The sequence below is a fragment of the Gilvimarinus agarilyticus genome, assembly GCF_000832015.1.
GTDB lineage: Bacteria > Pseudomonadota > Gammaproteobacteria > Pseudomonadales > Cellvibrionaceae > Gilvimarinus > Gilvimarinus agarilyticus.
Genome location: NZ_JXCJ01000002.1, coordinates 30,153 through 54,876, shown reverse-complemented (window position 1 = coordinate 54,876; position 24,724 = coordinate 30,153). Strand labels below are relative to the sequence as shown.

20 protein-coding genes and 4 pseudogenes are annotated in these 24,724 nt (G+C 46.3%); 17 read left to right on the top strand and 7 right to left on the bottom strand.

The window, feature by feature from the left end:
- From SD69_RS19255 to SD69_RS18995, 5 genes and pseudogenes are all read left to right on the top strand, one after another.
- Positions 1-204 (top strand): annotated as a pseudogene (locus SD69_RS19255) (integrase core domain-containing protein); the annotation flags it as partial.
- 486 nt (positions 205-690) lie between these two features.
- Positions 691-3,801, top strand: a complete 3,111-nt coding sequence (locus SD69_RS17720; RefSeq protein WP_041525023.1) for a TonB-dependent receptor — start codon at positions 691-693, stop codon at positions 3,799-3,801.
- A 389-nt stretch (positions 3,802-4,190) separates the two neighbouring features.
- The gene (locus SD69_RS17715; protein WP_041525022.1) at positions 4,191-5,672 is read left to right on the top strand and encodes a tryptophan halogenase family protein; all 1,482 of its coding nucleotides are present in this window, start codon (positions 4,191-4,193) and stop codon (positions 5,670-5,672) included.
- Positions 5,673-5,790: 118 nt separating this feature from the next.
- Positions 5,791-6,114, top strand: coding sequence for a transposase (locus SD69_RS17710; RefSeq protein WP_041525021.1), 324 nt, complete (start codon positions 5,791-5,793; stop codon positions 6,112-6,114).
- Positions 6,115-6,578: 464 nt separating this feature from the next.
- Entirely contained in the window at positions 6,579-9,422 is a 2,844-nt protein-coding gene (locus SD69_RS18995) for a Kelch repeat-containing protein (RefSeq protein WP_198144162.1), read from the top strand.
- A gap of 236 nt (positions 9,423-9,658) precedes the next feature.
- On the opposite strand, the gene SD69_RS17695 is transcribed toward SD69_RS18995, so the two are convergent.
- A complete protein-coding gene (locus tag SD69_RS17695) occupies positions 9,659-10,777 on the bottom strand; it encodes a hypothetical protein (RefSeq protein ID WP_041525019.1) in 1,119 nt (372 codons plus the stop codon).
- Positions 10,778-11,127: 350 nt separating this feature from the next.
- Here SD69_RS17695 and SD69_RS17685 point away from each other — a divergent pair.
- From SD69_RS17685 to SD69_RS17675, 4 genes and pseudogenes are all read left to right on the top strand, one after another.
- Positions 11,128-12,181 (top strand): annotated as a pseudogene (locus SD69_RS17685) (IS3 family transposase).
- Positions 12,182-12,529: 348 nt separating this feature from the next.
- Positions 12,530-12,670 carry a hypothetical protein gene (locus tag SD69_RS18990; protein ID WP_198144161.1) on the top strand — a complete coding sequence of 47 codons (141 nt, stop codon included), beginning with the start codon at positions 12,530-12,532 and terminating at the stop codon, positions 12,668-12,670.
- Between the two features lie 233 nt (positions 12,671-12,903).
- Complete coding sequence (locus SD69_RS17680) at positions 12,904-13,332, top strand: helix-turn-helix transcriptional regulator (RefSeq protein WP_041525018.1); 429 nt, start codon at positions 12,904-12,906, stop codon at positions 13,330-13,332.
- Between the two features lie 126 nt (positions 13,333-13,458).
- On the top strand, positions 13,459-13,920 hold the full coding sequence (locus SD69_RS17675) for a hypothetical protein (RefSeq protein WP_157471834.1): 462 nt from the start codon (positions 13,459-13,461) through the stop codon (positions 13,918-13,920).
- A gap of 35 nt (positions 13,921-13,955) precedes the next feature.
- Here SD69_RS17675 and SD69_RS17670 read toward each other — a convergent pair whose 3' ends face one another.
- Positions 13,956-14,474, bottom strand: coding sequence for an IS110 family transposase (locus SD69_RS17670; RefSeq protein ID WP_052481432.1), 519 nt, complete (start codon positions 14,472-14,474; stop codon positions 13,956-13,958).
- A 113-nt stretch (positions 14,475-14,587) separates the two neighbouring features.
- Between SD69_RS17670 and SD69_RS17665 the strand changes: the two are divergent.
- Positions 14,588-14,833 (top strand): annotated as a pseudogene (locus SD69_RS17665) (transposase); the annotation flags it as partial.
- A gap of 644 nt (positions 14,834-15,477) precedes the next feature.
- On the opposite strand, the gene SD69_RS17655 reads toward SD69_RS17665, so the two are convergent.
- The 4 genes from SD69_RS17655 to SD69_RS17640 form a co-directional block, all read right to left on the bottom strand.
- On the bottom strand, positions 15,478-16,710 hold the full coding sequence (locus SD69_RS17655) for a type II toxin-antitoxin system HipA family toxin (RefSeq protein WP_041525014.1): 1,233 nt from the start codon (positions 16,708-16,710) through the stop codon (positions 15,478-15,480).
- Complete coding sequence (locus SD69_RS17650) at positions 16,703-16,954, bottom strand: helix-turn-helix domain-containing protein (protein WP_041525013.1); 252 nt, start codon at positions 16,952-16,954, stop codon at positions 16,703-16,705. Before SD69_RS17650 ends, SD69_RS17655 begins: the two co-directional genes overlap by 8 nt.
- Before the next feature lie 71 nt (positions 16,955-17,025).
- Positions 17,026-17,550, bottom strand: coding sequence for a GNAT family N-acetyltransferase (locus SD69_RS17645; RefSeq protein WP_041525012.1), 525 nt, complete (start codon positions 17,548-17,550; stop codon positions 17,026-17,028).
- Complete coding sequence (locus SD69_RS17640) at positions 17,519-17,848, bottom strand: type II toxin-antitoxin system TacA family antitoxin (protein ID WP_052481430.1); 330 nt, start codon at positions 17,846-17,848, stop codon at positions 17,519-17,521. The genes SD69_RS17645 and SD69_RS17640 overlap by 32 nt, the downstream gene beginning before the upstream one ends.
- A 168-nt stretch (positions 17,849-18,016) precedes the next feature.
- Between SD69_RS17640 and SD69_RS17635 the strand changes: the two genes are divergently transcribed.
- The 5 genes and pseudogenes from SD69_RS17635 to SD69_RS19250 all read left to right on the top strand — a co-directional run.
- The gene (locus SD69_RS17635; protein WP_157471832.1) at positions 18,017-18,247 is read left to right on the top strand and encodes a hypothetical protein; all 231 of its coding nucleotides are present in this window, start codon (positions 18,017-18,019) and stop codon (positions 18,245-18,247) included.
- A gap of 225 nt (positions 18,248-18,472) precedes the next feature.
- Entirely contained in the window at positions 18,473-18,853 is a 381-nt protein-coding gene (locus tag SD69_RS17630) for a hypothetical protein (protein WP_041525010.1), read from the top strand.
- A 350-nt stretch (positions 18,854-19,203) separates the two neighbouring features.
- Positions 19,204-20,097, top strand: a complete 894-nt coding sequence (locus tag SD69_RS17625) for a type IV toxin-antitoxin system AbiEi family antitoxin domain-containing protein (RefSeq protein ID WP_041525009.1) — start codon at positions 19,204-19,206, stop codon at positions 20,095-20,097.
- Between the two features lie 18 nt (positions 20,098-20,115).
- Entirely contained in the window at positions 20,116-20,970 is an 855-nt protein-coding gene (locus SD69_RS17620) for a nucleotidyl transferase AbiEii/AbiGii toxin family protein (protein ID WP_041525008.1), read from the top strand.
- A gap of 22 nt (positions 20,971-20,992) precedes the next feature.
- A pseudogene (locus tag SD69_RS19250) lies at positions 20,993-21,163 on the top strand (IS3 family transposase); the annotation flags it as partial.
- Positions 21,164-21,519: 356 nt separating this feature from the next.
- On the opposite strand, the gene SD69_RS17615 reads toward SD69_RS19250, so the two are convergent.
- The gene (locus tag SD69_RS17615) at positions 21,520-22,560 is read right to left on the bottom strand and encodes an IS481 family transposase (protein WP_041525007.1); all 1,041 of its coding nucleotides are present in this window, start codon (positions 22,558-22,560) and stop codon (positions 21,520-21,522) included.
- A 584-nt stretch (positions 22,561-23,144) separates the two neighbouring features.
- On the opposite strand from SD69_RS17615, the gene SD69_RS17610 reads away from it, so the two are divergent.
- The gene (locus SD69_RS17610; RefSeq protein WP_041525006.1) at positions 23,145-23,888 is read left to right on the top strand and encodes a tyrosine-type recombinase/integrase; all 744 of its coding nucleotides are present in this window, start codon (positions 23,145-23,147) and stop codon (positions 23,886-23,888) included.
- Between the two features lie 82 nt (positions 23,889-23,970).
- The gene (locus tag SD69_RS17605; RefSeq protein WP_052481429.1) at positions 23,971-24,681 is read left to right on the top strand and encodes an ion transporter; all 711 of its coding nucleotides are present in this window, start codon (positions 23,971-23,973) and stop codon (positions 24,679-24,681) included.
- The last annotated feature ends 43 nt before the right edge of the window (positions 24,682-24,724 follow it).

The window sequence follows — 24,724 nt, the reverse complement described above, 5'->3', positions numbered from 1 at the left end:
ATTCAACCAGGCAAGCCCGCTCAGAATGCCTATGTTGAACGTTTTAACCGTACGGCCCGGCACGAGTGGCTCGATCTGCAAGGCTTTGCTAGCATTGAACACGCACAAGAGCTTGCGACTCAGTGATAATGGCAGTACAACAATAAGCGGCCGAATACCTCAATCGGAGGTGTCCCGCCACGGTGGCTACTACAGGCCGCATAACCCTCTACTTTTAACGGCGGTTTAAAAGTGGGGGGATTACACTCCACTGCGAGTAATCAATTTCACTTTCTAGCCTGTTAATTGGAGAAGCTGCGCTTTGCACGAAGAACCAGTGCCACGGTGATAGCGTAAATACAAAATAGCGTCGCAGTGAGTGTTTACACACTGAACATACAATTAGGATTGCGGACTGGCTTTGCTCGTAGATAACACCCCTCCCCGTACTGATCAATCTTTCTAGCTCCCTCACACGCCACCTTTTTACTCCCTGTTGTATGTTATTTGGAAGTGAGTGACTGAGCCCAAAGCTGGTTTGTATTGGGCATTTCACAAACATGGTGAATACAATTCTCGCCATTGACACGCCTGCCAAGTACCCTTAGGATATGCACTGATTCATTTTAATGTATACGTAAAGTGATCATTGTTGCTCAATAAGTATAACGTTTGAATTAATTGACGGTAGAAACATTAGATGGGAGCCATATGAAAAATCATAATAAGCTTAATAAATCATTACTCGCAAATACGATTTCCTTGCTTTTGGGTACAGCAGTAGTGATGCCCAGCACTGCTCAAGAGGTACAGGGTGATGCCCTAGCTGAAGTCGTCGTTACAGGTATTCGAGGAAGTTTACTCAGATCCATGGACATAAAACGCGATTCTGAAGGCGTAGTAGATGCCATCTCCGCGGAAGATATCGGCAAATTTCCGGCGACAAATTTAGCTGAATCACTTCAACGTATTCCGGGTGTTTCAATTGATCGCGTTAACGGGGAGGGGTCCCAAATAACCGTTCGTGGATTTGGGGCTGACTTTAATCAAGTCACTCTAAATGGACGAACAATGCCAACGGCAAATGTTCCAATTGTAGGGGCAGGTAATAGTGGAAATGCTTCAGGCGCTTCGGGCCGAGCATTTGATTTTTCTAACCTCTCCCCTGATGGCGTCCAAAAATTAGAAGTATTTAAAACAGGTAGAGCCGATATTTCTTCAGGTGGAATTGGTGCGACGGTCAATGTTGTTACAAATCGCCCCTTGAGTACGCCTGGGATTCAAGCCACTTTAAGCGCTAAAGCCATTCATGATACATCAGTCGATGGGGGAAGCAGCACCACTCCTGAGGTTGGAGGTTCATTTAGTTGGGCTAACGATGATAGTACTTTTGGTGTTAGTTTTTTTGGTAGCATGTCTAATCGTGATAGTTCCGCAGCAGGAGCTACATCTTCCTCTTGGAATGTTATTCCTTATTCTGAGTTCTTAGGGCTTACCACAGAGAGCACGCATATAGAAAATGCCCCTGCCGACCCAGGCCAATATGTCACACTACCTAGAGATAGTCGCTATCAATTTTCGGAATTTGAAAGAGAGCGTGCTAACGGTCAGTTAGTCTTACAATTTTCCCCTACTGACAAAATATCTTTGACCACAGATTATACCTATGCTGTAAATGAAGGAAAAGAGGAAAAAGTAGAGTTCAGTAATTGGTTTAATCGACCTTTTACAGAGGTTATTTTTGATGACAGTCCTGTTCCAACCGCAATTTACCTGAAAGAAAACGCTAGCAACAAAGGGGGAGCATTACCACAGATATTGAGAGCTACCAAAGATGAATTGAATTCATTAGGACTTAATATTGAATATAATGTGGATGAAACTCTCACGTTAACTTTCGATGGACATTCATCAGAAGCAGAGGTGACACCAAACACACCAATGGGTTATACGGAGACTAACGTAGGTCTGGACCATAAATATGGTATATCTGGTACAGACTCCGTATCTCATGCTGTTGACTATAGTGGTGATATTCCAATTCGAACAGTTGAAACATTGTCCGGTACTACTGTAATGCAGCCTGAAATCGTGGCTAGTCAAGTAGCCAATGGAATCCGTAAAGTCTCCCAGCTCAATGAAATAGATCAGTATGACTTTCGTGCTGACTGGGAGCTAGATGATGGGGCTACTTTAACGGTTGGCACAAATTACCGAAGTCAAACTAATACAGCTAATAGAAACAGCTATCAACAAATACTTGGGAATTGGGGGTCTGAGTTTCCTGGGGACGTAGAAGATCTAGCTCCAGGAGTACTTTCAACATTCTGTTTGTCGTGTAAATTCGACGGATATACCCTAGGAGGAGGAACAACTACTGTCGGCGGATCTCCAAATAGTGATGTTTACGCAATACGTGGCAATGCCGAAGATATTTTTTCGGCACTATCTCCTGCTTATGACGCTGGTTACTCTGGAGCCCCATCTCGATCTTTGACTACAACAGATAGCGCATTAGATATCATTGAAGAAGATGTAATGTCGACATTCATCCAACTGACGAATATGTTTGAAATCGGCGGTCTGAATGCCCACCTAAATATTGGCCTTAGATATGAGAAAACGGAGGTAACGGCGAGGACTGAGTCATCTCCTACATCGGCTATTATTTGGCAGGGAAACAATGATTTCGCAAGCGCTGCAGCTGCAGCCGGAACAGGCTATTCCTCAAACTCGTCATATGACAATGTACTTCCCAATATTGATCTTTCGGTTGATTTAACCGAAGAAATAAAAGTTCGAGCTTCTTACAGTAAGACCCTCGCGAGGGCCACTTACAACAACCTATATGCGAGTGATGAGGCTAACACACCATCCGGACCTACCGCATTAGGCAATATTGTAACAGGTTCCAAAGGTAATCCAGGGCTTCAACCGCTAGAATCAGATAATTATGATATATCGTTTGAATGGTACTTTGATGAAACTAGTTATGTCTCGGCTGGTTTATTCTCTAAGAGAGTACGAAATTTCGTGGGTCGAGAAACAATTAATGGTAGTTTATTTGGCTTACGCGATGCTACCTCAGGCGCTGCTGGGACACGTTCGGGAGCGGCGTTAGATATATTAGATAGCTTAGGTGTTTTAGCTAATGAAGACAATCTATTTGCCGCAACGGTTTATGTCGATCAATTAGGATCCATGGCTGACGCAAAGGCAATGTTTGTTAATAATCAGGGACCTGATGGTAATATTGATGAGGCGGAGTATGACCGATTAGAAGGTGGTTTTGAGGTGGTTGCAAACAGTAATGATCCACTGTTCAGTTTTGCACTGAKCCAGCCGATAAACAATGAAACAGCCGAAATAAATGGTATGGAACTACAGGCCCAGCATTTTTTCGGTGACACTGGTTTTGGCGTCGCTGGTAGTTATACCCTTGTTGACGGTGACGTAGAATATGATGTATCCGGTGCACCTGACGTATCACAATTTGCTCTACCAGGCTTAAGTGACACAGCAAACCTCACCATAATTTACGAAAATTATGATTTCTCAAGCCACCTTTCCTATAACTGGAGAGACGAGTTTCTTGCATCGTCGAATGATGGTAGTGGATTCAACAACCCTATTTTTATCGAGGAATACGGCCAATTAGACTTCAACATAAGTTACTCTATTAATGATAATTTTTCATTGTCTTTCGATGGAATTAACCTAACTGAAGAAGACTCTCGCTCGTTTTCTCGTTCGAATACAGACCTACATTTTCTGCGAGAAAACGCAGCACGTTATTACCTAGGAGCTAGATACAAGTTATAGCTGTTGGACCAATAAACCGCCTATTAAGGCGGTTTATTTTCTTCTATGAAAATTATCGAAGGTCTTTGTCATATAGAGAGTTTTAATGTAGGGATTAATTATTTGTAGGACTTGAAACCTGATTTTACTGATGCCCCGATGAACACAATGTTATTTTAAAATATGGTTCTCCGTGACAGCCCCATGAATAACAATAATGCATGGCAAGGGCTGTTTTAATATCATGTATCCGATGACAGCAGTGAAGTCAGGCGGCATTTACTACCTCATATGTGATTATTTCAGTAATTAGTTAAATCAATTTCTCGCGTGTTGTAAAAAATAATAAGAAGATTAACAGTTAATTCCTATTAGCTACTTATTCTAAACTCACTTTAAAGGATTCAGAAATGGAACCAGTTCAAAAAGTGGTCATTGCCGGTGGCGGTACAGCTGGATGGATTGCAGCCGCGACTTTGTCGAGTCAATTGGGAAGTTTGATTGATATCACCCTTGTTGAATCTGCGGAAATACCAACTGTTGGTGTTGGCGAGTCAACCATACCTACTCATAGAGCGTTTCATCGTCTTATTGGGATTGATGAGCAAGAGTTTATGCGAGAGACTCAGGCGACATTTAAACTAGGAATAGATTTTATCAACTGGGGAGATATAGGTGAACGCTACTTTCATGCCTTTGGTAAGATTGGTCGTTCAACTTGGATGGGTGACTTTCAGCACCTTTGGCAGCATGCTTATTTGTCTGGTCTATGCGGAGAATTTCACGATTATTCGTTTGAGTATCAAGCTGCAAAGGCCGGGAAATTTTCAACTAAAATCGACACAAGTATTAACTATGCATATCATTTAGATGCAAATTTATACTCATCCTTCCTAAAAAAATTTAGCCAACTTAGAGGAGTTGAAAGAATAGAAGGAACAATTGAAAAGGTAGAGCTAAACGACACAACGGGTTACATACGCCATCTTTTACTTAATAATGGAACAATAGTTTCAGGTGATTTGTTTATTGACTGTACGGGATTTAAGGGACTCTTAATTAACAAGGCATTAGGTGTGAATTTTGAAGATTGGTCACATTGGTTGCCTATGGATAGAGCTTGGTCGGTGCAAACTAGCGCTATACAAGATATTCCTCCATATACAAAATCAATTGCTCATGGAGCAGGATGGCAATGGAGAATACCTCTACAAAATAGAGTAGGAAATGGTTTAGTTTTTTGCAGTGAATACATCTCTGATGATGAGGCGCATCAATTACTTATGCGCAATCTAGAAGAAGATGCAACTTCAGAATCGAGATTTCATGAGTTTACTACCGGAAAAAGAGAAAAGATATGGAAAAAGAATTGTGTTTCTATCGGACTTTCTAGTGGATTCCTTGAGCCTCTAGAGTCTACTAGCATTCATCTTAGTCAAATTACAGCGATGCGTTTAGTGAAAATGTTTCCCTTCGGGGGTATGGACGCCTGCCTTCAAAAACAGTTTAATACTTATATTGACGGAGAATTTAATAGTGTAAAAGATTTTCTTATTTTACATTATAAGCTTACAAAACGGCCAGAGAGATTCTGGAAACAAGCTGCTGCCATGAAAATTCCTGATACGCTTAAACATAGGGTGGAGTTATACAAAAAAACATCAATTGCGATCAAAAACGACATGGATTTATTTGGAGTTGATTCGTGGAATCAAGTACTCCTAGGCCAAGGGTTGAAGATAGAGGGGTTTCACAAAATGGGGCAACTAGTACAAAAAGAACACTTACAAAAAGCATTCGATGATTTAAAGTCAAATATTGATCTCGCTGTTGATAGGCTGCCTCTACATTCACATTTTTTGCTTGATTATGAAATTATAAGTTCACGTTAAACGAAAATACATGATTCATATTAATACACTTAATCATATCATAATGTAGATAGACCTACCCTCTTCGCCCAAGTTACTCATGAAAAGTAGACACCCTGTATATTTATATTGACTCTATATGGAGGTGTACAAAATCACACGTAAAAAGCACCAGAACTACACTGAAGAATTTCGCAAAGAGGCCATTAAACGATCTGAGAAGTCAGGGGTCATTCAAGCCCAAATAGCCAAAGAGCTGGGCATCAGCGCTCAAAAGATCTTGAACTGGAAAAGGCAGTTCAACCGATTGTCGTATAAGCAGTTCAATTCCGTAGATGGCGTGGATTACTCGAAACAAGAAAGCGAAGAGCTTCGTAAACTCAAGCGCGAGAACAAACGCCTGAAAGAGGGGATGGAATTCTTAAAAAAGGTTTCGGCGTACTTCGCGAAAGACCAAGAGTGAAGTGCGCGCTAATCCTCGATCACGTGGGCCAATACAGCATCAGCTTGATGTGCGAGGTGCTGGGCGTTCATCGTTCTGGCTTCTGTCGCTGTCGATATGCTCCAGAAAGCAAGCGTGAGGCCCGCAAAGAACAGGTAACCTCATTGGTTAAAGATACCTTTGAAGCTGATTACGGCGCTCCTAGGATAGCGCAGGAGCTTAATGCGCTTGGCCACAAATGCTCCGTTAACTTCATCGTTAAAATTATGCAGGAGCAGGGCATAGAATGAGGAGCTTACAAGGATACGAACTGTATGGCTTAGTTACTATGTGACCTCGAACATATGATCAAATAATTTATCCTAGTCTATTGGCTATTCTTTACTTATATTGACTGTACCTGAAAATTTCCTGCGCCATGCTGAATGGTATTTTGTTATCCTTTGCTAAAATTCAAATTAATTTTTAAAAACAGATTGATGCCCATGAATAATATTCGTTGTTTTCTATATTTTCCGTTTTCGATATTGATTGCGTTGTTGTCCTGCCATACCCTCGCCGCCGCTGATAGCAGCGCCTTAGACTCGAGAGGTTGGCAAGTATTAGATGCCGAGGGCGTCCCAACGGCACGGCATGAGGCGTCGGCAGTGGCGTTTGGGGGTAAGCTTTACTTACTTGGCGGGCGACGTATCAACCCGACCGATGTATATGACCCAGCGACGAATCGGTGGGAGGCTAAAGCTAAACCACCCATAGAGATTCATCATTTTCAGGCGGTGACGTTGGGAGAAAAAATCTATTTGTTGGGAGCAATGACGGGTGGTTGGCCCAATGAAAAACCGTTATCCAAGGTGATGGCTTATGTGCCTACCGAGGACCGCTTTGAAGTGTTGCACGATATCCCGGCGGACCGTCAGCGAGGCGGTGCGGGTGTGGTGGTTTACAACAATAAAATCTATATCGTAGGCGGTATTATCAATGGCCATATGAATGGTTATGTCAATTGGCTTGATGAGTACGATCCACGTACAGGTGAGTGGCGTGTACTGCCCAACGCACCGCATAAACGTGATCATTTCTCGGCAGCAGTAATCGGCGATAAGCTATATGCGTTTGGCGGTCGACAGTCGAATCATGCGGTTGGTAATAACTTTGGTCCGTCACAGTTGTTTGGCGATATTTTTAATTTTTCGACAGGTAGATGGCTACCGACTGATGCCAGTATGGAGCTACCTACAGGGCGCTCTGGGTCGATGGTGATGACCTGGCGGGACCGATTGATAGTGGGCGGAGGCGAGAGTGATACTCAAGTCCCAGCTCACAATGATGTAGAGGCTCTTAACACCAATACCAGCTCCTGGAGCACGTGGCCTTCGCTCGCGCGGGGGCGTCACGGCACTGCCTTTGTGATTATCGATGGCTACGCTTACTTGGCGTCGGGCTGCGGTAAACGTGGCGGTGAACCAGAATTAAGCAGTATTGAGCGTTTTAAATTACCTCCATCAGATGACGCGGTGGCACGTGTTGGTACTGCTATTAAGCCTGTGTCCGAAACTGAGCCAGAGCAAAGCCAAAAGATGCAGTCAATGCAACATCACAGCATGACGCTGAGCTTTGAGGGCCCTGACACCAAAGAGAGTGCTAATGTAAACCCGTTTACCGATTATCGTCTTCTGGTTGAGTTTCGTTCCGGTGATAAGCGCCATTTAGTGCGGGGCTTTTATGCGGCCGATGGTAATGCGGCAAATACCGGCGCGAGTGCAGGTAATGTGTGGCAAGTGCGCTTTAGCCCAGAGACGACGGGTACGTGGGAATATAGTGCGAGCCTAAAGCAGGGCAGTAATATCGCGCTTGAGCGCGACCCGCTACTGGGTAAAAGTGTCGCGATTAGCTCGGAAAGTGGCCGCTTTGAGGTGCTTGAGTCAAACAAAAAGGCACCGGACTTTCGCGCTCCAGAGGCCGGCTTACTGCACACTCAAGATGGATACTTTACCTTTAAACAATCGGGTGATCATTGGCTGAAAGGTGGTACCAACAGCCCGGAAAACCTGTTGGCTTATGTCGATTTTGATAATACACGTAGATTAAATAACGAAGCTCGTAGCGGCGAGGCGGCGCCTGACAAAGCCATTCACAGCTACGGCCCCCACAAAAAAGACTGGCTTCCGGGTGACCCGACGTGGGGCGACGGTAAAGGCAAGGCAATTGTGGGGGCGATGAACTATTTAGCCTCGGAGGGCGTAAATGCGGCTTACTTTTTGACGTTAAATCTGAAGGGCGACGGAAAAGATGTGTGGCCCTACACTCAGCCCGATGAGTTTACGCGCTTTGATGTGAGTAAATTGGAGCAGTGGAATATCCTTTTTGAGCATATGCAAGCTAAAGGTATTCTGCTGCATATCGTGACGCAGGAGACTGAAAACGAGCTGTTGTTGGATAACGGCGATACTGGCCCGCTGCGGTCTTTATATTACAGTGAATTAATCGCCCGCTATGCACACAACCCCGGTTTGGTGTGGAACTTAGGCGAAGAGAACGGGCCGGTTCACTGGAGCCCCGAAGGTCAAAACGATGCCCAGCGGCGAGCAATGGCTGCATTTTTTAGTGCGAACGATCCTTATCAGCACCCAGTGTTTTTACACACCCACTCGCTTGCGGTTGAGAAAGACGAGGTTGTCGGGCCGCTGTTAGGGTTGCAAGCACTGAAAGGGCTGTCATTTCAGGTATCCAACCGCGCGACGGTAAACAGTGAGACGCGCAAGTGGCGCGAATTGTCTAACAGTGCTGGCGTGCCATGGGTTATTACTATGGATGAAATTGGCGAGTGGCACACTGGTGCTATACCCGATTCTTATGCCGGCACGCATACCAGCTTGCGACGCCACGCGCTATGGGGGCATTTGTTGGGCGGCGGGGCGGGTGTTGAATGGTATTTTGGCGCGCGCTTCCCATCAAATGATTTGTCGGTAGAGAATTTTCGTACACGTCACAATTTGTGGGCGCAAACACGGCACGCGCTGGACTTTTTTACCGCCTATTTGCCCTATTGGGAGATGATGCCGTGCACCAGCGGAGTTATTGATCGCAGCGACAGTTATTGTTTTGCTAAAGAGGGTGAGCTCTACTCGCTTTATTTGCCCGAGGGGCGTACCGGGGTGATAAAGCTTCCAGGGCCGCACCGCTATGAGTTAACGTGGTTTGATCCACAACACGGCGGCGGGTTACAGCTTGGCTCGGTGGAGTCTGTGCAAGGGTCTGATTTGGTCGAGGTAGGCTTGCCACCGGTGAATGATGGGCGTGATTGGGTGTTGCTTGTTGAGGAGCTGTAGAGTACTTAATAGAACTGACTAATTCTCAGATTTTTGTTCTATATATTGTGAAATATCAAAGCTAAGCTTTGGAAGCCAATAGAAATACTATGTGAGGTTGTAATCCCCCCAACTTAAAAGAAATAAATTAGAATTATTGGGGGGATTACAATCTAGCTCCATGTTTTGGGCAGATATGCTTGGTTTCTTAGTCCTTTACACAGCCGATTATGAGGGCCTGTGATTTAGGTATCGCTTCAGGGTGTACTAATGGTACCAATAGCGGCGACAACACCGCCCCTTGGATCGTTGACAGTAGAGGTCATGCGTATACCGCTCGACGATTGATCGAAGCGAGTTTGGCGCTTGTCATACATCTCTCGAAAAAGACGACTTAGGTCATTCGGTTGACTATCGAGAATCTGCATGAAGGTTCCGTTGTCGTTGACATATGGGACCGCAAACTGATGGGCAAACATCAAAGAGCTAGTTGTAGAGCTAAATACGATCACACCTTCGGAACCTCGCAATCCAAAATTTCGATCTGCAAAGTAAAGCCCGCCCCAAATTACATCATCTGGGTCGTTGGCTCCAAAAGAATTACGGCTTCTGATCTGAATTTTGGGTGAGTCTAGATCGCCAGTCGAATAGTCAGACATGAAGTTTTTCATTTCCCCATGTTCCATGTGAAGATTTCCGGAACTTTTGTTCCAGTTTTTTACTTCGAGCATGTCATCTGTATCATTGTAAATAACGCCAAGAATTTTCTTTGGGTTTTGTAGAAACAAGTACAATAAAACGGCAGCAAGAACGATAATTATGACAGTGATTGCAGTTTTCATGCCAAGAGAAGTGATACCGGTACGCGTTGCTTGAAGTAGAGTTTGACCTCCGCGCCATGCATTCCATGTCAGTTTTCCCCAAGCAGTTCCCACTGTAAACAACGAGCTTGCAACCGTTTCTACGGCTAATTGCCCAGGTGTCGTAGCGTTTGCCATTGATTCAAGTCGTTTGCTCAGCGTAAAAACATAGTCGTAGACTTTCTGCCCTTCATAGCTCCTAATAATGTCGTAGTTATTTCTGGTGACGCTGACATTGGGCTCAATCTCGATATCTTCTTGTGCTAGAATTTGATTAATTAGCGTATCGTTTTCTTTATCTATGATTTTATGCCCAGAATCAGAACTTAATTGGTCAAGCTCTGATATAGCAGCCTCCAACATTACCGCCCTCAGCTTTTTCAGTCGGTCGCTTTCGCTCATTGCTTCATTTGAAAGAATGGCGATCAAATCAAGATTCCAACGTTGATTTAAACGACCTGTAATATCTAGGCAAACATCTTTGGGGGTTTGGTTTTGATGATCTATTAATTGCATTTCAGGTCCCTCATAAAGATACATTTGAAAATAGATTGGATTAAAGGTGTAATGCTCAACATTACCGAGAAACAGCTTCAGGCTTATAAGCTGAATTAGCTATTACATTGGATTACACTACTCCTAATCTCAATGTAGTGGTCTAATAAAACCTAACTCATAAAGAGATCTCGATCGGCCTGACTCTGGGGCACTTTCCGCCTTGGGATGCTCACAACCCGGGGGGCATCCCAAGGGTGAGCGGGCCACTCACCCTTGATCTACAACATGTAATCCCCCGAATAATCCACAGCGGCTATCAGTAGAAAATTCCATTAAAATAGGATCAAGGAGTTTTCTAAGGGAACGTCATGTTACAGCGATGGGCGATACTGGCAATATTGAAGCAGAATGAGAACGGAGTGTCCGTTCCGGATTTATGCCGTGAGCACGGCCCGGTTCTACAAGTGGCGGTCTAAGTTCGGCGGTATGGACGCGTCGATGATGAAGCGTCTCAAGGAGCTAGAGTACGAGAATCGCCGGCTCAAGAAGATGTACGCCGAAGAGCGCCTTAAGGCCGAGCTACGACCGGAAGCCCTTGAGGGAAAGCTGTAAAGCCATCTCAACGTAAAGAGATGGCGCAACGCGTGATCGAGAGGCACGGCATCAGTATTCGACTTGCCTGTGTCACTTATGGCATCAGTGAGAGCTGTTACCGCTATCGACCAAAGCTCGGCGGTGAGAATGCGTTAATAGCTGACTGGTTGTTGCGTTTAACGGAGACCTACAAGCGGTGGGGCTGTGTTTTCTGTACCTTCGCAATGTGAAGGGTTATGGCTGGAATCACAAACGCGTGTATCGTATCTATCGTGATCTGGAGCTTAATTTACGCATTAAGCCTAGACGCATGATTAAGCGTGACAAGCCTGATGCGCTGAGCCTTCCTACCGCCATCAACCACGTGTGGTCCATGGATTTCATGTCGGACAGCCTGAGCGATGGCAGGAGCTTGCGCACATTCAATGTAATTGACGATTATAATCGTGAGTGCCTGACGATTGATGTTGACTTATCAATGCCGTCGCTTCGAGTGATTCGGGCGTTGGAGCAAGTGATGGAGTGGCGAGGAAAGCCCGCTGCTCTGCGCTGTGATAATGGGTCAGAGTATATTTCTGGGGCTGTGGTTAACTGGGCTAATCAACATCAGATTACACTGCTTATATTCAACCAGGCAAGCCCGCTCAGAATGCCTATGTTGAACGTTTTAACCGTACGGCCCGGCACGAGTGGCTCGATCTGCAAGGCTTTGCTAGCATCGAACACGCACAAGAGCTTGCGACTCAGTGACAATGGCAGTACAACAATAAGCGGCCGAATACCTCAATCGGAGGTGTCCCGCCACGGTGGCTACTACAGGCCGCATAACCCTCTACTTTTAACGGCGGTTTAAAATGGGGGGATTACAAGAGGCTCTTTTAATATTTGTCCTATTTTTTAACTCTTTGAAATATAATAAGTTATTCTATTGTGTTGAGTGAATAAAAGACCTCCGATGGGTCTCATTAAACAAAATGGCTTCTTTTTAACAGTGATAAGATGCACAAAAAGATGTCTTAATGCATTGAATTTGATAAAGATTTGGCGAAATAATGGATAAAAAGAGGCGTAAATTCATGTTGTATAACCGAAATTCTGTCTAATACACTGTTATATTGCCAAAATGGTTTAGAGCTTAATTATAACTAATGCACATTAGTATAGAGGGATAACATCATGGAAGATTTAGGTTTTGTATTTGAGCTGATTGGAGTGTCAATGGGGATTTCTGGTTTTACTTTAGCCATTATAACAATGAAAAAGGTGGATAAACTCAAAGAAACTAAAGTTTTAAACTCTGATTACAAGTCCAGTTAATTATCTATTTGGTATTTGTTTCACGGCAATATAACAAGTCCTTAAAGCAGGACAAAAAAACAGTTGGTTTTTGCTAGTGCCTCGCTTATTTTAACCAACTATCTTTTGCCTCTTAATGAGGTGTTAAGCGGCTTGGCGCATATCTGTCGTAACCTTGGCGTACTGCTGTCGTAGCTAAATTAAAGGCTTCTAACGATGATTGATTTCCACTAATCATCAATAGGAGCTAAAGAATGGATCAGATGATAAATACAAAGTTAATTAAAAAACTTCGCAATGAACGTGCATGGTCGCAAGAACAGCTTTCCTCTGTCTCAGGACTTAGCCTTCGTACTGTCCAAAGAATAGAAAATGAGGGGCGCTGTTCTCAAGAATCGAAAAAGGCCTTGGCCTCAGCATTTGAAATCAAAGCCTTCGAACTTGATATAGACCAGGTATCAGTCAATTCAATAGCAGCTAACGAGCGAGGTCGAAAATTCGGATTTGCGGGTGCATTTATAGGTCTGCTTGGTGCATATACTGGTATAACAATGGCCCTTGTTTCAGGTAGCATTAATTTCTCTGATGCGGGGCTTTACTACGGAAGTATTGGTGCATTTTGTGGTGTTTGTTGCGCCGTTATTGGCACCCTTTCGAACAAGTATCGAGCAGGCACCGCTTAACAATCCGCGGMAGAGCGACAGCCAACGCTACGCACCTTTTGTGTTACTCGCTGCGCTCAAACATTAACACAAAATGCGCTCCGCGCTGGCTGCGCCTGCGCTGGGCGTTAGCCGTATGGGTCAAGTATGTTAGATATCTTATGGGAAAGGCATAAAAGCATATGGAGTTGGTACATGAGGCCATTGTTTGGTTTTGTGCTATTTTATGGCGCATGGTTAAACGATTGGTTTGTTCTTATGGTCGGTTTTATTGGTCTCTCAACTAGTTGGTTTTGGTTCCCTAAGCCCAAAATGATCAGCCCTTTAGTTGAAGAATTTATTAATATTGAACGTAGTTTCCTCACGCCACCATGGCACAAGGCTAAAGTTGGATCACTTGTAGCAGTATTAATGTTTGTTGTCATTTCCATTTTTATCTTTTGGTATCGCTGGTTAGAGTTGGGCTTAGTGTTAATGTGCGTTGGCGGTTTAGCCAAATCATTTTGGAGTTTTAAGGTTGCAGGGAGGTCTGGTTATATAGCCGCATTTTTTGGGTTTTTCTGGGCTGGTATGTCTATTTTAATTTATATGTTGTATTCATACAGCTAACAAGCGACTGAGGTTCAACCCGTAGCTAAAAATATTTAATACGCCCACTCCTGACCATTACGAATCATAGCGTTTATGATGGTCAAGAACCTCCTCATGGCTGCTGTTAAAGCTACCTTTTTATGTTTCCCTTGTTTTACTAAGTGCTTGTAGAAACTTCCAATCACTGAGTTGCATTGCGTGGCGCTCAAGGTGGCCATATACAATGTGGTCATCACATTATTCGTGCCTCCTAGTATTCGTCGCTTGCCTTGTGATTTTCCGCTGTCGCGATTGATAGGGGCCAGCCCAGCGAGGGCGGATATCTGTTTGTGATTAAGTGTACCTAGTTCGGGCATTTCACTTAGTAGTGTCCTAATTAAAGCGTTACCTACATCAGGAATGCTTTCAAGCAGCTCTTTTCTTTCCTGCCATTCCGGCTCACCTTCTATCGCTTTAGCGAGTTTTTCCTCGGCCCACTCAATATCTTTATTAAGCGATTTTATAATCCGAATACATGAACGAGAGGCCACCTTACCCATGACCTTTGCACGATTTGTCTCTTGCGTACGCATGGCGATAGGTTGCCTTCGTCTTGTCACCAAGTCTTTGATTAATTGAAGGTTGGACTTCCCAGACTTTGCTAGACACTCAAAAAAGTTAAAATGTAACTCAAATAGAGGGTCATATGAGCAAGGGAAAACGATACACACAGCAGTTTAAAGAAGAGGCTGTTAAGCAGGTAGTCGAGCGAGGCTATTCTGTTGCCGAGGTCGCGGAGCGACTCGGTATTTGCACCAAAACCTTATACCACTGGAAGGCCTCCATGCATGGCACCCCCCAGCAGATCAAATCATCGGACGACCAGACTGAAATCGCTCGTCTTAAAGCTGAGTTGATGCGTGTCACGGAGGAACGCGATATTCTAAAAAAGGCCGTTGTAGATTCAACCTGTCAAGGCAACACCAAACGTTGTCACAGCTGACCAGGCACCCACAGCCGCCGCAGTACCCATCCCGGCCCCTTTGGTTCCATCGAGCACTGTGCTGATCGTGGTATGGGCTGTCTCAATTTTATCGACAATCTCTGCCCGGCGTTCCATCATGGCCTCAGGCTCAGGCATATTCACATCCATTTGTATATCACGGTATGCCTTCCTGAGAAGATCTGCCCCTTTTTCTGTTAGCTCAACAATTTCCAGAATGTATTCGCCTGATTGCTCCGTTAGCTGAGAGTTGAGAGTTGAGATTGATCTGACTATTTGCCGCACTGGTAGTCTTTACGTTTTCATCGTATGTTTTTTGGTAGACCTCCTGGGCATCTTTAAAGTTTCCATACTGGCCGAGGGTTGTTGTTTGTAAGGTGTAGTGCGTAGTGGTCTTGGCCCCTTTTTGGGTGGCGCTCCAAGCTCTGCTAGCCCATGATTTCTTGTTAGTCATCCAATCTCCTTATGGCGCTGTTTATTTGTCTGTTCTCCTGGTAACGGGCTTGGTGATTTTGGCCACATCCACCGCCTGACTGACGTCTAGGTTCGCATGAGCATGATTTTTCCACACATTGTGGCGTCACTCACCCCAGTCAAATCCTTATCAGCCGCGATACCTCACCGGCTTCCTCCTCGGAGACACCGGCTTGATCTGCGTAATCCTGCCAATGCTCCACAGCATCGATAACGGCTTCAGCACATTCAATAATTTCGTGTTTCCGCAGCCCCAATAACCGCGTTAGCTTCAAGGCCTCGGTAGGGCGAGGTGGCTCAAGGGAATACCCAAAACCAGCCAAGTGATATGCACCTCTATCGAAGGTAGGAACCATGTCGTATGCCGGTGACAACCGGTAACCCTGGCCATCGTTTATAAGGGAGAAATTCCGCTCGTGATCGTCGGTGTTGTGAATCGCCCGGTTAAACAGCATGACCTTGACGAGCTGTTGACAGTCATAGGTAAATCGAGTGGAGTAGAGTTGCAATAAACCGTGAATGTCATCGTATCGAAAGGCCTGGCCGGGATCGGCCAAGGTTTCTGGCTCCTTGAGCAGGCCATTTGCGGTGATTAGATGATGCCTATGGCCATCCTTTGTTACATCGAAACGGTTTAACAGTAAGACCTCGCGACCGTTGATGCCAGGCTTAACCGTACCGTCGAAACAATCAATGCCTGCGGCTTTGGCCATGCGTAAACATGCCAGCTCTACGCGAGCATTGTTGTAGCTGTCCGAATGACGGTTGAACTTGGCAAGGTATGTCCCGTTTTGATCGTAGACTAGGGCTTTGGGACGAGCCCCGCCCACGCCTGAGCCGTGGTTAGCGAGATGCAGCAGGCTCATTTCGTTAAGTGTGGCCGTATCTACTGAAAGATTATCCACATCCTGGGCCGCTTGCTCAGCCAGTGCGAGCATGTCAATAGAGCTGCCGCTCTCAAAGACACCAGGCTCCCCCTTAGGAACGATGTTCACAGCGCCGATCACGCTGGGGCCAAGCAGAGAAAGGGTATCGATGACGCTATTGCTGTTTAGGCGCTTTTTGTCCCGGTACAGCGCCACTTTGTTGAGCACCGAGCGTCCCCAGCGATCTGGTAAGTAGTCATCGAGCACAGCCGGTAGCCCTTTGACTCTCTCCCACTGGTATTCGAGGGTATCCAGTGGCATGTTTGCCGGGTCGAGAGCGATAGCGTGAGGGTGCTCCAAGTACTCGCTTCTGTATCGCACCCCCACAACATCCACACGGTTGGCTTCCTCAATCACCCCCAGTTCAGCGGCCACTACGGACCCAGTGGTAGGAAGATCTATGTAGAGGTCATAGCGCTTAATCATCGAACAGACTCGGCTTCAGCTCAAATAGCTTGGTAAACTGGGATTCCAGCTTTAGGACTTGAGCAGCCCCATAGTACTTGGAGAGACTTACGCTCAGGTCACCAGCCTCCATGCGCTGTAGCGTGGAGTGGCCAACGTCGATACGACGGGCGAATTCGCGCAGCGTGTCACCGGGAAAGCGGGTTTTGCGAGCTTTGCGTAACCGGTCGCCAAGGTCGGGGAGGTATCCCTGCTTTGTGCTCATATATGAATATTTTCAGCGTTAGTTTGCATATTATACCCATATATGAGTATTTTTAAAGCTAAATCTTTGGCTTAAGTACTGCGCCCGAGCTGATCCAGCAGTTTGTGCATCGTAGCGACAGGTATCCACAAATAATTAGGGTCACCCTCTGTCTCAACGCACATAAAACCAAAAGTCTCGTAGAACCTTCTTACTTTAGCGTCCTTCGCATTTACAAAGACGCCGACGATTGGGGCGGATATTTCGGCTGACTTCTTGGCCTTCATCAGTGCGTCGATCAATAAGTAGGTACCCAAACAGTTGTTTTGGTACTTCTTGTCTACAGCTAGGCGAGCTAGAAGTAAGCCTGGCACATCTGTTGGGTAGGATCGGTATGCGCGAGTTGGGGGCGGCTTTACGGAGGTGATTACCACCATATAAAACCCCATGATTTCTGAGGGCGTTTCCGAATTGACCATGACCATAGTGCGTGAAATATGGTTTGAGGCGTTGCGCCTCGCGGTCCTTTGTAAGAAACCGTTTAATTCTGGTACACCGCAATCAAACTCATTGCGGTTATGCTGCTTATCTAGCTGCTCGATAATTCCTTGTGTCATATTCGCCCTCAAAATATTGGGCAGCAGCAGCTTTTAGGCGCTCATTAGGCTCAGGCGGGTTATCAAAGGCAGCAAAGAAGCTATCCGCCCCCTCCATAGATAACTGAATCGTCTGTGCCTCACTAATGATCTTGGACGCTTTTGTTCTAGCAGCCTCGATCAAAAATTGTGATATTGTTACACCCGAAAGCTCTGCCGCATTTCGTATTAAATCCTGAGTTGTTTGCGAAACACGAGCGACTAATCGTGTGCTCTTCGCCTCAGGGGCTTCAAGATTCCCACTTAATGTTTTCTTCATTGGTATTGCTCTCCTACCGACACTTTCACCGAGAAGACGATGATTCCGGTCGGTACTCCAGTTTTGTTGATGATTTCGCTGAAGGGACGTATGGAGAAGTACAGCCCCTTTGGCAGCGAGGTGCCACAATGGCACACATAATGCCAAATAGCAATGCTGTGTGCCATTATGGCACACAGCATTGCAGGAAATGAGGCGAACAAGCGGCAATTAACGGAAGACCAGCAGGCACTATTAACCTGGTTTGTGCTGAATAAGCTCGGTATTGCCACTAAGGCGGGGCGCGTTGATCGCGCCGATGATGATGCTTTGATTGTACTATTTGGCTCTGAAGCTCAGGTTTACCAGCGCCAGTATTTGCCATCGACGGCTGGAAATACTACCCGTTGGAGCCTTTAGGCAGGGGTGAGTTTGATTTTTACAGCTACCCACGTCGGCCCAACGCCAAGTATCGCAAGCCGTTGAGTTTTTTACTTAGTCGAACACTCGCGCCGAGTAACCGGATTGCTACCCGAACGCTTCAGTGGTCGGGCCAAGAGGGGGGGCGGTGTTACGCTTAAGTACGATGAACGACGTATTCAGTGCTCGAGCCGCCACCCGCAAGTGGATTACTCAAGCTACTTTATGGCAAGCCCAGACCCTATCCTTGCGCAAAGTGCAAAGGAGGCGTTGCTGCCTCTCTTGGCGGGGAAAAGTGACCGGGAAATTGCCAATGCTTTGCTAAAATTGCTGCAGTTTGGAGTGGCTTATGAGGTGGATCAGGAGCAGTCTGGCAAGGAGTCTTATATGGAGCCTGCTCAGGTACTATTCTACCCAGCGGCCGATTGCGAAGACAAAGAGGCCTTGTTTGCCCAGCTGTTCAGGTTGTTTTCAAACGCGCCATTACAAGCAATAGCCAACACGTTGTGGCCGCTATTGCATTTGATAGAGCCGCCAGATCCAGCTCAATCATTGATAATGGAGACTATACAGTTGCGGACCCAACCTATATCGGCGCCAAGGTAGGGCAGGTAATGCCTTGGTGCCAAAGATATTTGGCGAGTATTGGCTGTGAGGTAGCTTGGGGTAGTCGTTTGACTGGGGAGGTGGCTGTGTATTCTTGGCCCAACTCTGGCGTTGTTTTCTGTAGTTTAACTCGATTTTAAGTTCCCACGGCTACAATCCATACGTCCTAAGGACGTATGGATTGTAGCCTAGGCGTGTTTTAAAGTCAACCCTTCGCTACTGGTATGATTTATAAGGGTTTTGTAGGCGAGGCGTACTGAAAGCAGCTGGATTATTTAAAAAATTTCTTGACGACCTATATAGCTTCTGCTATATGTCCTTAGGACATATAGCAGAAGCTAAGTGATAGAATGCAACCTTTAAAAGCACTCACATTATCCATTGGAAATATTGAAACGCCGGTAATAACCAAATACCAGCTGGGGCTGCTAGTGCACCGCTTATATTGTCAGAAGAAGTATGACGGTGAGCCGGTTAACTTGCATAAGCCTTATGCCGATAGTGCGGATTTTAATAAATATTTGAAGCAGCTGTTGGGTGAGGGTGTGCTGAGCCAGCGGCGGGATTTGCCCAGTGGCGTTTACACTTTGCTGGGGAGTACCCGGTGGGAGGCGGAAGACGCAACCTGCACGATTGACCCATTTTGTTATCTCTCGCATTTAAGCGCTATGTCATACCACGGCATAACAGACAGAATTCCCATTAAGTTATTTGTCTCATCCCCTGGTTCGATAGATTGGAAGGCGTATGCGCAGGAGCGTATGCGTAAAGATTTAAAAGAGGGGTTCGATTTCTATATTGAAGGTGGAATGCCCAGGCTGCAACGCATTGGTTTTAAAAAAGTGGGCCGGGTGGATGTCCACTGTTTTAATTCGGTTCATCACGGGGCATATAAAAACGTTAAAAATAGAACGCTTAGAGTCTCCACCATTGGTCGAACCTTCCTGGACATGCTTCGCAATCCAGAGCTGTGTGGTGGAATAAACCATGTGCTGGATGTTTTTGAAGAGTACGGCAAGCGCTATTTGCGGTTGATTACGGATGAAATTGATACGAACGGTAAAAAAATTGACAAGGTTCGCGCTGGCTACATTCTTGATGAACGCTTGCAGATAAAAAATGATGTGATTGATGGTTGGTCGAAGTTCGCGCAACGAGGCGGTTCGCGCAAACTTGACGCCAGCGCTGAGTATAAGCCCGAGTGGTCCGATAAATGGTGTTTGTCACTGAATGTATTTGAGTAATGGAGATAGCCTTTGACTGTGAAAGAGCATGATATCGGCGCGTGGGTGGCAGAGGCTGAGAGCGAATCAAACCAAGAATTTAGGGAGGCCGTTCATACCATACTTGCCGCTATAGCCTCGGAGCCTAAGCTTCGGGCGAGTATGGTGCTGAAAGGCGGCATTCTACTGGCAATACGCTACAACAGCCACCGATTCACCAAAGACATTGACCTGTCAACGGCTCAGACACTTGGGCAGGGGTTTTCAAAAGACGAGGTGGTTAAAAGCCTTAACGATAGCCTGGCGGTAATGGTGGAAACGCTGGATTACGACCTGGACTGCATTGTTCAAGGCGCTAAGGTTCAGCCGAAAGGTGAGAATGTTACCTTTCCATCTATTAAAATTAAGGTGGGCTATGCTTACAAGGGTTCAAACAAACACAAAAAATTAGTCGCTAATCAATCTCCTACCGCTATATCAATTGACTACAGCCTGAATGAGGCCACGCCCAATATCGATACCTTGAGGCTTGTGCAAGGTGATGAGTTGAACGTCTATTCGCTAACGGATTTGATTGCAGAAAAATATCGCTCTTTGCTGCAGCAAATAAAAAGAAACCGAAACAGACGGCAGGACATATTTGATTTGTATTTAGTGTTAACAACGCTTGCCGATATTGATCGAATTGAAAAGGCTAAAATCAAAGCCAGTTTAATTGAAAAATCCCGAGCGAGAGGTATTGAGCCCACGTTAGACTCTATGAACAACCCTGAAATTAAAACACGGGCGGGGCGAGATTACGAAACGCTGACAGATGAAGTTGAAGGGGATCTGCCCGATTTTGAAGAATCTTTTAAGTCAGTATTAGAGTTTTACCGCTCATTACCCTGGTAAAGATTTACTGAATCAACTGTAAGGGAACTGTTGGTACAATGTCTGTGTAGAGAGTTTCTTCCATTCGATGAAAGTAGAAGTGATTATCGGCGAGCCGTTACCAGGCAGAAAATTGATGCGGCAGCGGGGTGTTCGAATATATTGAAGTGACTATGCTCGAGCGCGGCGCCACAGTGCTTTAGGGTTTGTTAGTCTGAAGTTTTTAAGCAACAAAACCTCCCTAAGTCGAGTGTCTAATTTGGCTGGTAGGGAACATTTTCGAGTGGTTCTCTCATATTTAGAGCGAATATTGAGCATAGAAACCCAAAGAGGTATAGTGCAAACATGAATATGCAAGCCGCACTGATTGGAATGACAAGCATTATGGTAGTGACCTTTACGGTTATTGGCCTTACCTACTGCTACGCTGAGCGCCTTGGGGCGTGGTATGATCGACGAAGCAAAAAAAGAGGCTAAGTTTCAACCTCAACAGAAGGCGCACAGTGACTCACTTGTAGTAGCTCAGACTTGATCTGACAGTTACCCGTTTTTCATCCGGTGTCTGTCAGTTTAGATCTGAGCTAAATTTTTCTCGGCCCAGATCATTTTCCCATCAAGTAATGTATCCATCGGCGTTCTGCCACAGCACATTTTACCCTGATGCGTTCGTTGATTATTGTAGTATTCTATCCAATCGTCCAGATCTTTTTGAAGCTCCTCTAAGGTGCTGTAGAGTTTCTTGCGGAACGTCACCTGATAAAACTCGKTTAAAATCGTTTTATGGAAGCGYTCGCAGATCCCATTTGTTTGTGGTGACATGGCTTTGGTCTTTGTGTGTTCAACGTCATTAATCGCCAGGTAGAGTTGGTAGTCATGCTGATCGACGCGGCCACAGAACTCTGTTCCCCGGYCTGTGAGTATTCGCAACATGGGTAGATCATGAGCCTCAAAGAATGGCAAAACCTTATCATTGAGCGTGTCAGCAGCGGTAATTGGTGTCTTCGTCGTATAGAGTTTGCAGAAGGCAATTTTGCTGTAAGTATCAATGAATGTCTGCTGGTAAATACGGCCCACACCCTTGAGATTGCCCACATAAAACGTGTCCTGAGAGCCCAGATAACCTGGATGGGCTGTCTCAATTTCACCACAGGCCTCGTCGTCATTTTTCTTCTTCTCCAGAGCGGAAACCTGCGCATCGCTTAGGATAATMCCCTCMCTCTCGACCTTGGCCTCAAGGGCCGCCAGCCGCTTTTTAAAGTTCTCCAAGTTATGCCGTACCCAGATAGAGCGGACTCCGCTGCCAGATACGAAAATTCCCACCTTGCGTAATTCATTGCTCGTGCGATGCTGACCGTGAGCTGGTTGTTCCACGGCATACTCTACAACAGCTTGTTCTGTTGCCTCATCCACGCGATTTTTCGGGTTGGGAGTTCGACGGCTTTTGTTGATCAGGTTATCGATTCCGCCGTCTTCCACGAGCTCCTGATAGCGATAGAAGGTATCGCGCGATACCCCCATTACCTTACAAGCTTTGGATACGTTACCAAGTTCTTCCGCCAGATTGAGCAAGCCTGCCTTGTGTTTGATGATAGGATTGTTAGTATGGATCATGAGAGTTACCTTTTGTTTTGATTTAAGATTCGACACCTTTATCAAAACGGGTAACTCTCTCTTTTTCAAGAAGAAATGTCAGATCAGGTCTAAACTTCTACAACTCACTTTACGGTTTCCTTTATCTCACGCGATCGAACACCCGAGAAATTGATCCGCGAGGCCAACGCCCTAGGGGTTACTCCAGAGCAGCTCATCAAACGCTACATCGCTGCCGGACTTGCCACCACAAACACTGACTCGGGGCCAGCCATTCCCTGTCACTCTTTAGAAGACTTTCTCGTCCAAAACGGCGTCCTCAAGCCTCGCTAAACCCGCTGAAGTCAGTCTTGTACGCCTCTAAGAAGCTGAATGATCGCCTTCGATAATCGCAAACCTCGCCCCCCGCCTCCAAGCACACTGCAAATCATGATCACCGCACGAACGTCCACCCGTTTAGGGCGGTTGGATGCACCTTTACCCCCTAGTTTGGTGCACGCGGGCAGGGCGCCCGCCGGGGTTTGCGCCGCGCGGCGATTAGGTGTAAATTTGTGCCAAACGACCCACGATAATATGGGCTCACCCGTACCAAAGGAACTGGGCAAATGGTGCACCACACCCCCGCAGAATCGGCCTTTTTCGCCGCCGTCGCGCCGCGCCGTGAACGGCTGTTCCGGCCTGTCGAGCCGACCACGACCCCGTTCCCCATCCAGTCGGTTCAAATCGACTGGGATCGTCTCATCGCTAAACGGCCTGTCTTACTCAAGACCCTCGACGCCATGCCCTCGTACCTGCTCAAGCCCGAGGTGCTGCGGCTGCTCGCCGCCGAGACGCACCCGCGCGACCGGCTGATCCTGGATCTCATGTGGACCACCGGGGCCCGTGTGTCAGAAGTGCTGGCTCTGACCCCAAGCGCCTTTGTGGACGACGGCTTCGATTATGGTGTGGTCCTCAAAACCCTCAAGCAGCGACCCGGACGCCCCTCAAAGCGCGCCCTGCAACGCTCCGCCAAGCGCTATGTCCCCATCCTGGATCTCGACCTTCAGTCGCGGATTCAGAGCTATCTGTGGTTGGGGCAGTTCAGGAAGGATCAGCGGGTCTTTCCGATCTGCCGCCAGACGGTCAATCGGCACATCCACAGGTTGGTCGAGAGGGTAGGGGGCGCGCCGTTTCCGATCAGTGCCCACACCTTCCGCCACTCATTTGCGATTCACCTTTTATTGCACGGGCGGCCGCTCAAGGTCGTGAGCCAGCTGCTCGGGCACCGGAGCGTGGACGCCACCGAGATCTACACCAACGTGCTGACCTTCGATGGGGTGCATTTTTTGGACGGGGTGGCTTTTCATTGATCGTTAGGCCTATGTAGATCCAACGATATCGAAAGCTCCCCAATAAAGGATAGAGGTGCGATATCCGCACCCAGATACAGCCATGAACGAGAAAGTTAGCGTGGTAAACGAGCCTCATTCGAATAATATTATGGACCACCCTGTGGTGACTTGGGCTATTTCGGCGTTGATCCTGTACTCCGTGCTGTGTTTTTCGCTGAGTACTCTGCCAAATCTGGGGAAGTCTTTGACAACTTTCCTTCAGTATTCCGAGATTTTCATTGTGGTTCTTTTTACCCTGGAATATACCGTGAGAATCTATGTGTCACAACACAAGCTCAAATTCATCTTCAGTTTCTACGGTCTCATTGACCTGGTTGCCATATTGCCTTTTTACCTTGCTTTCTCCGTGGATCTACAAACGTTAAGGGTGTTACGGCTTTTGCGGTTAACGCGTTTATTGAAGCTTATTCGTTACAACGCGGCCCTCAAACGTTTCTCCATGGCACTGTATCTGGCGAAAGAAGAGTTAATTCTGTTCACGGCAGCCAGCCTCACCATGTTGTATCTCTCCGCTGTTGGTATTTACCACTTTGAGCATGCAGTGCAGCCGGAGATCTTTCGATCTATTTTCGATTGTTTGTGGTGGGCAGTATGTACATTAACCACAGTGGGGTATGGGGATGTGTATCCCGTCACGACGGGAGGCCGATTCTTCACATTCATCGTCCTGACAATTGGTTTGGGGCTAATATCAGTGCCTACTGGTATTGTTGCTTCTGCTTTATCGACAGTGAGACAGAACCAGGCCTAAGTAATCAAAACGGGTTTTTGAACAATCGATGGAAACTCAGGGA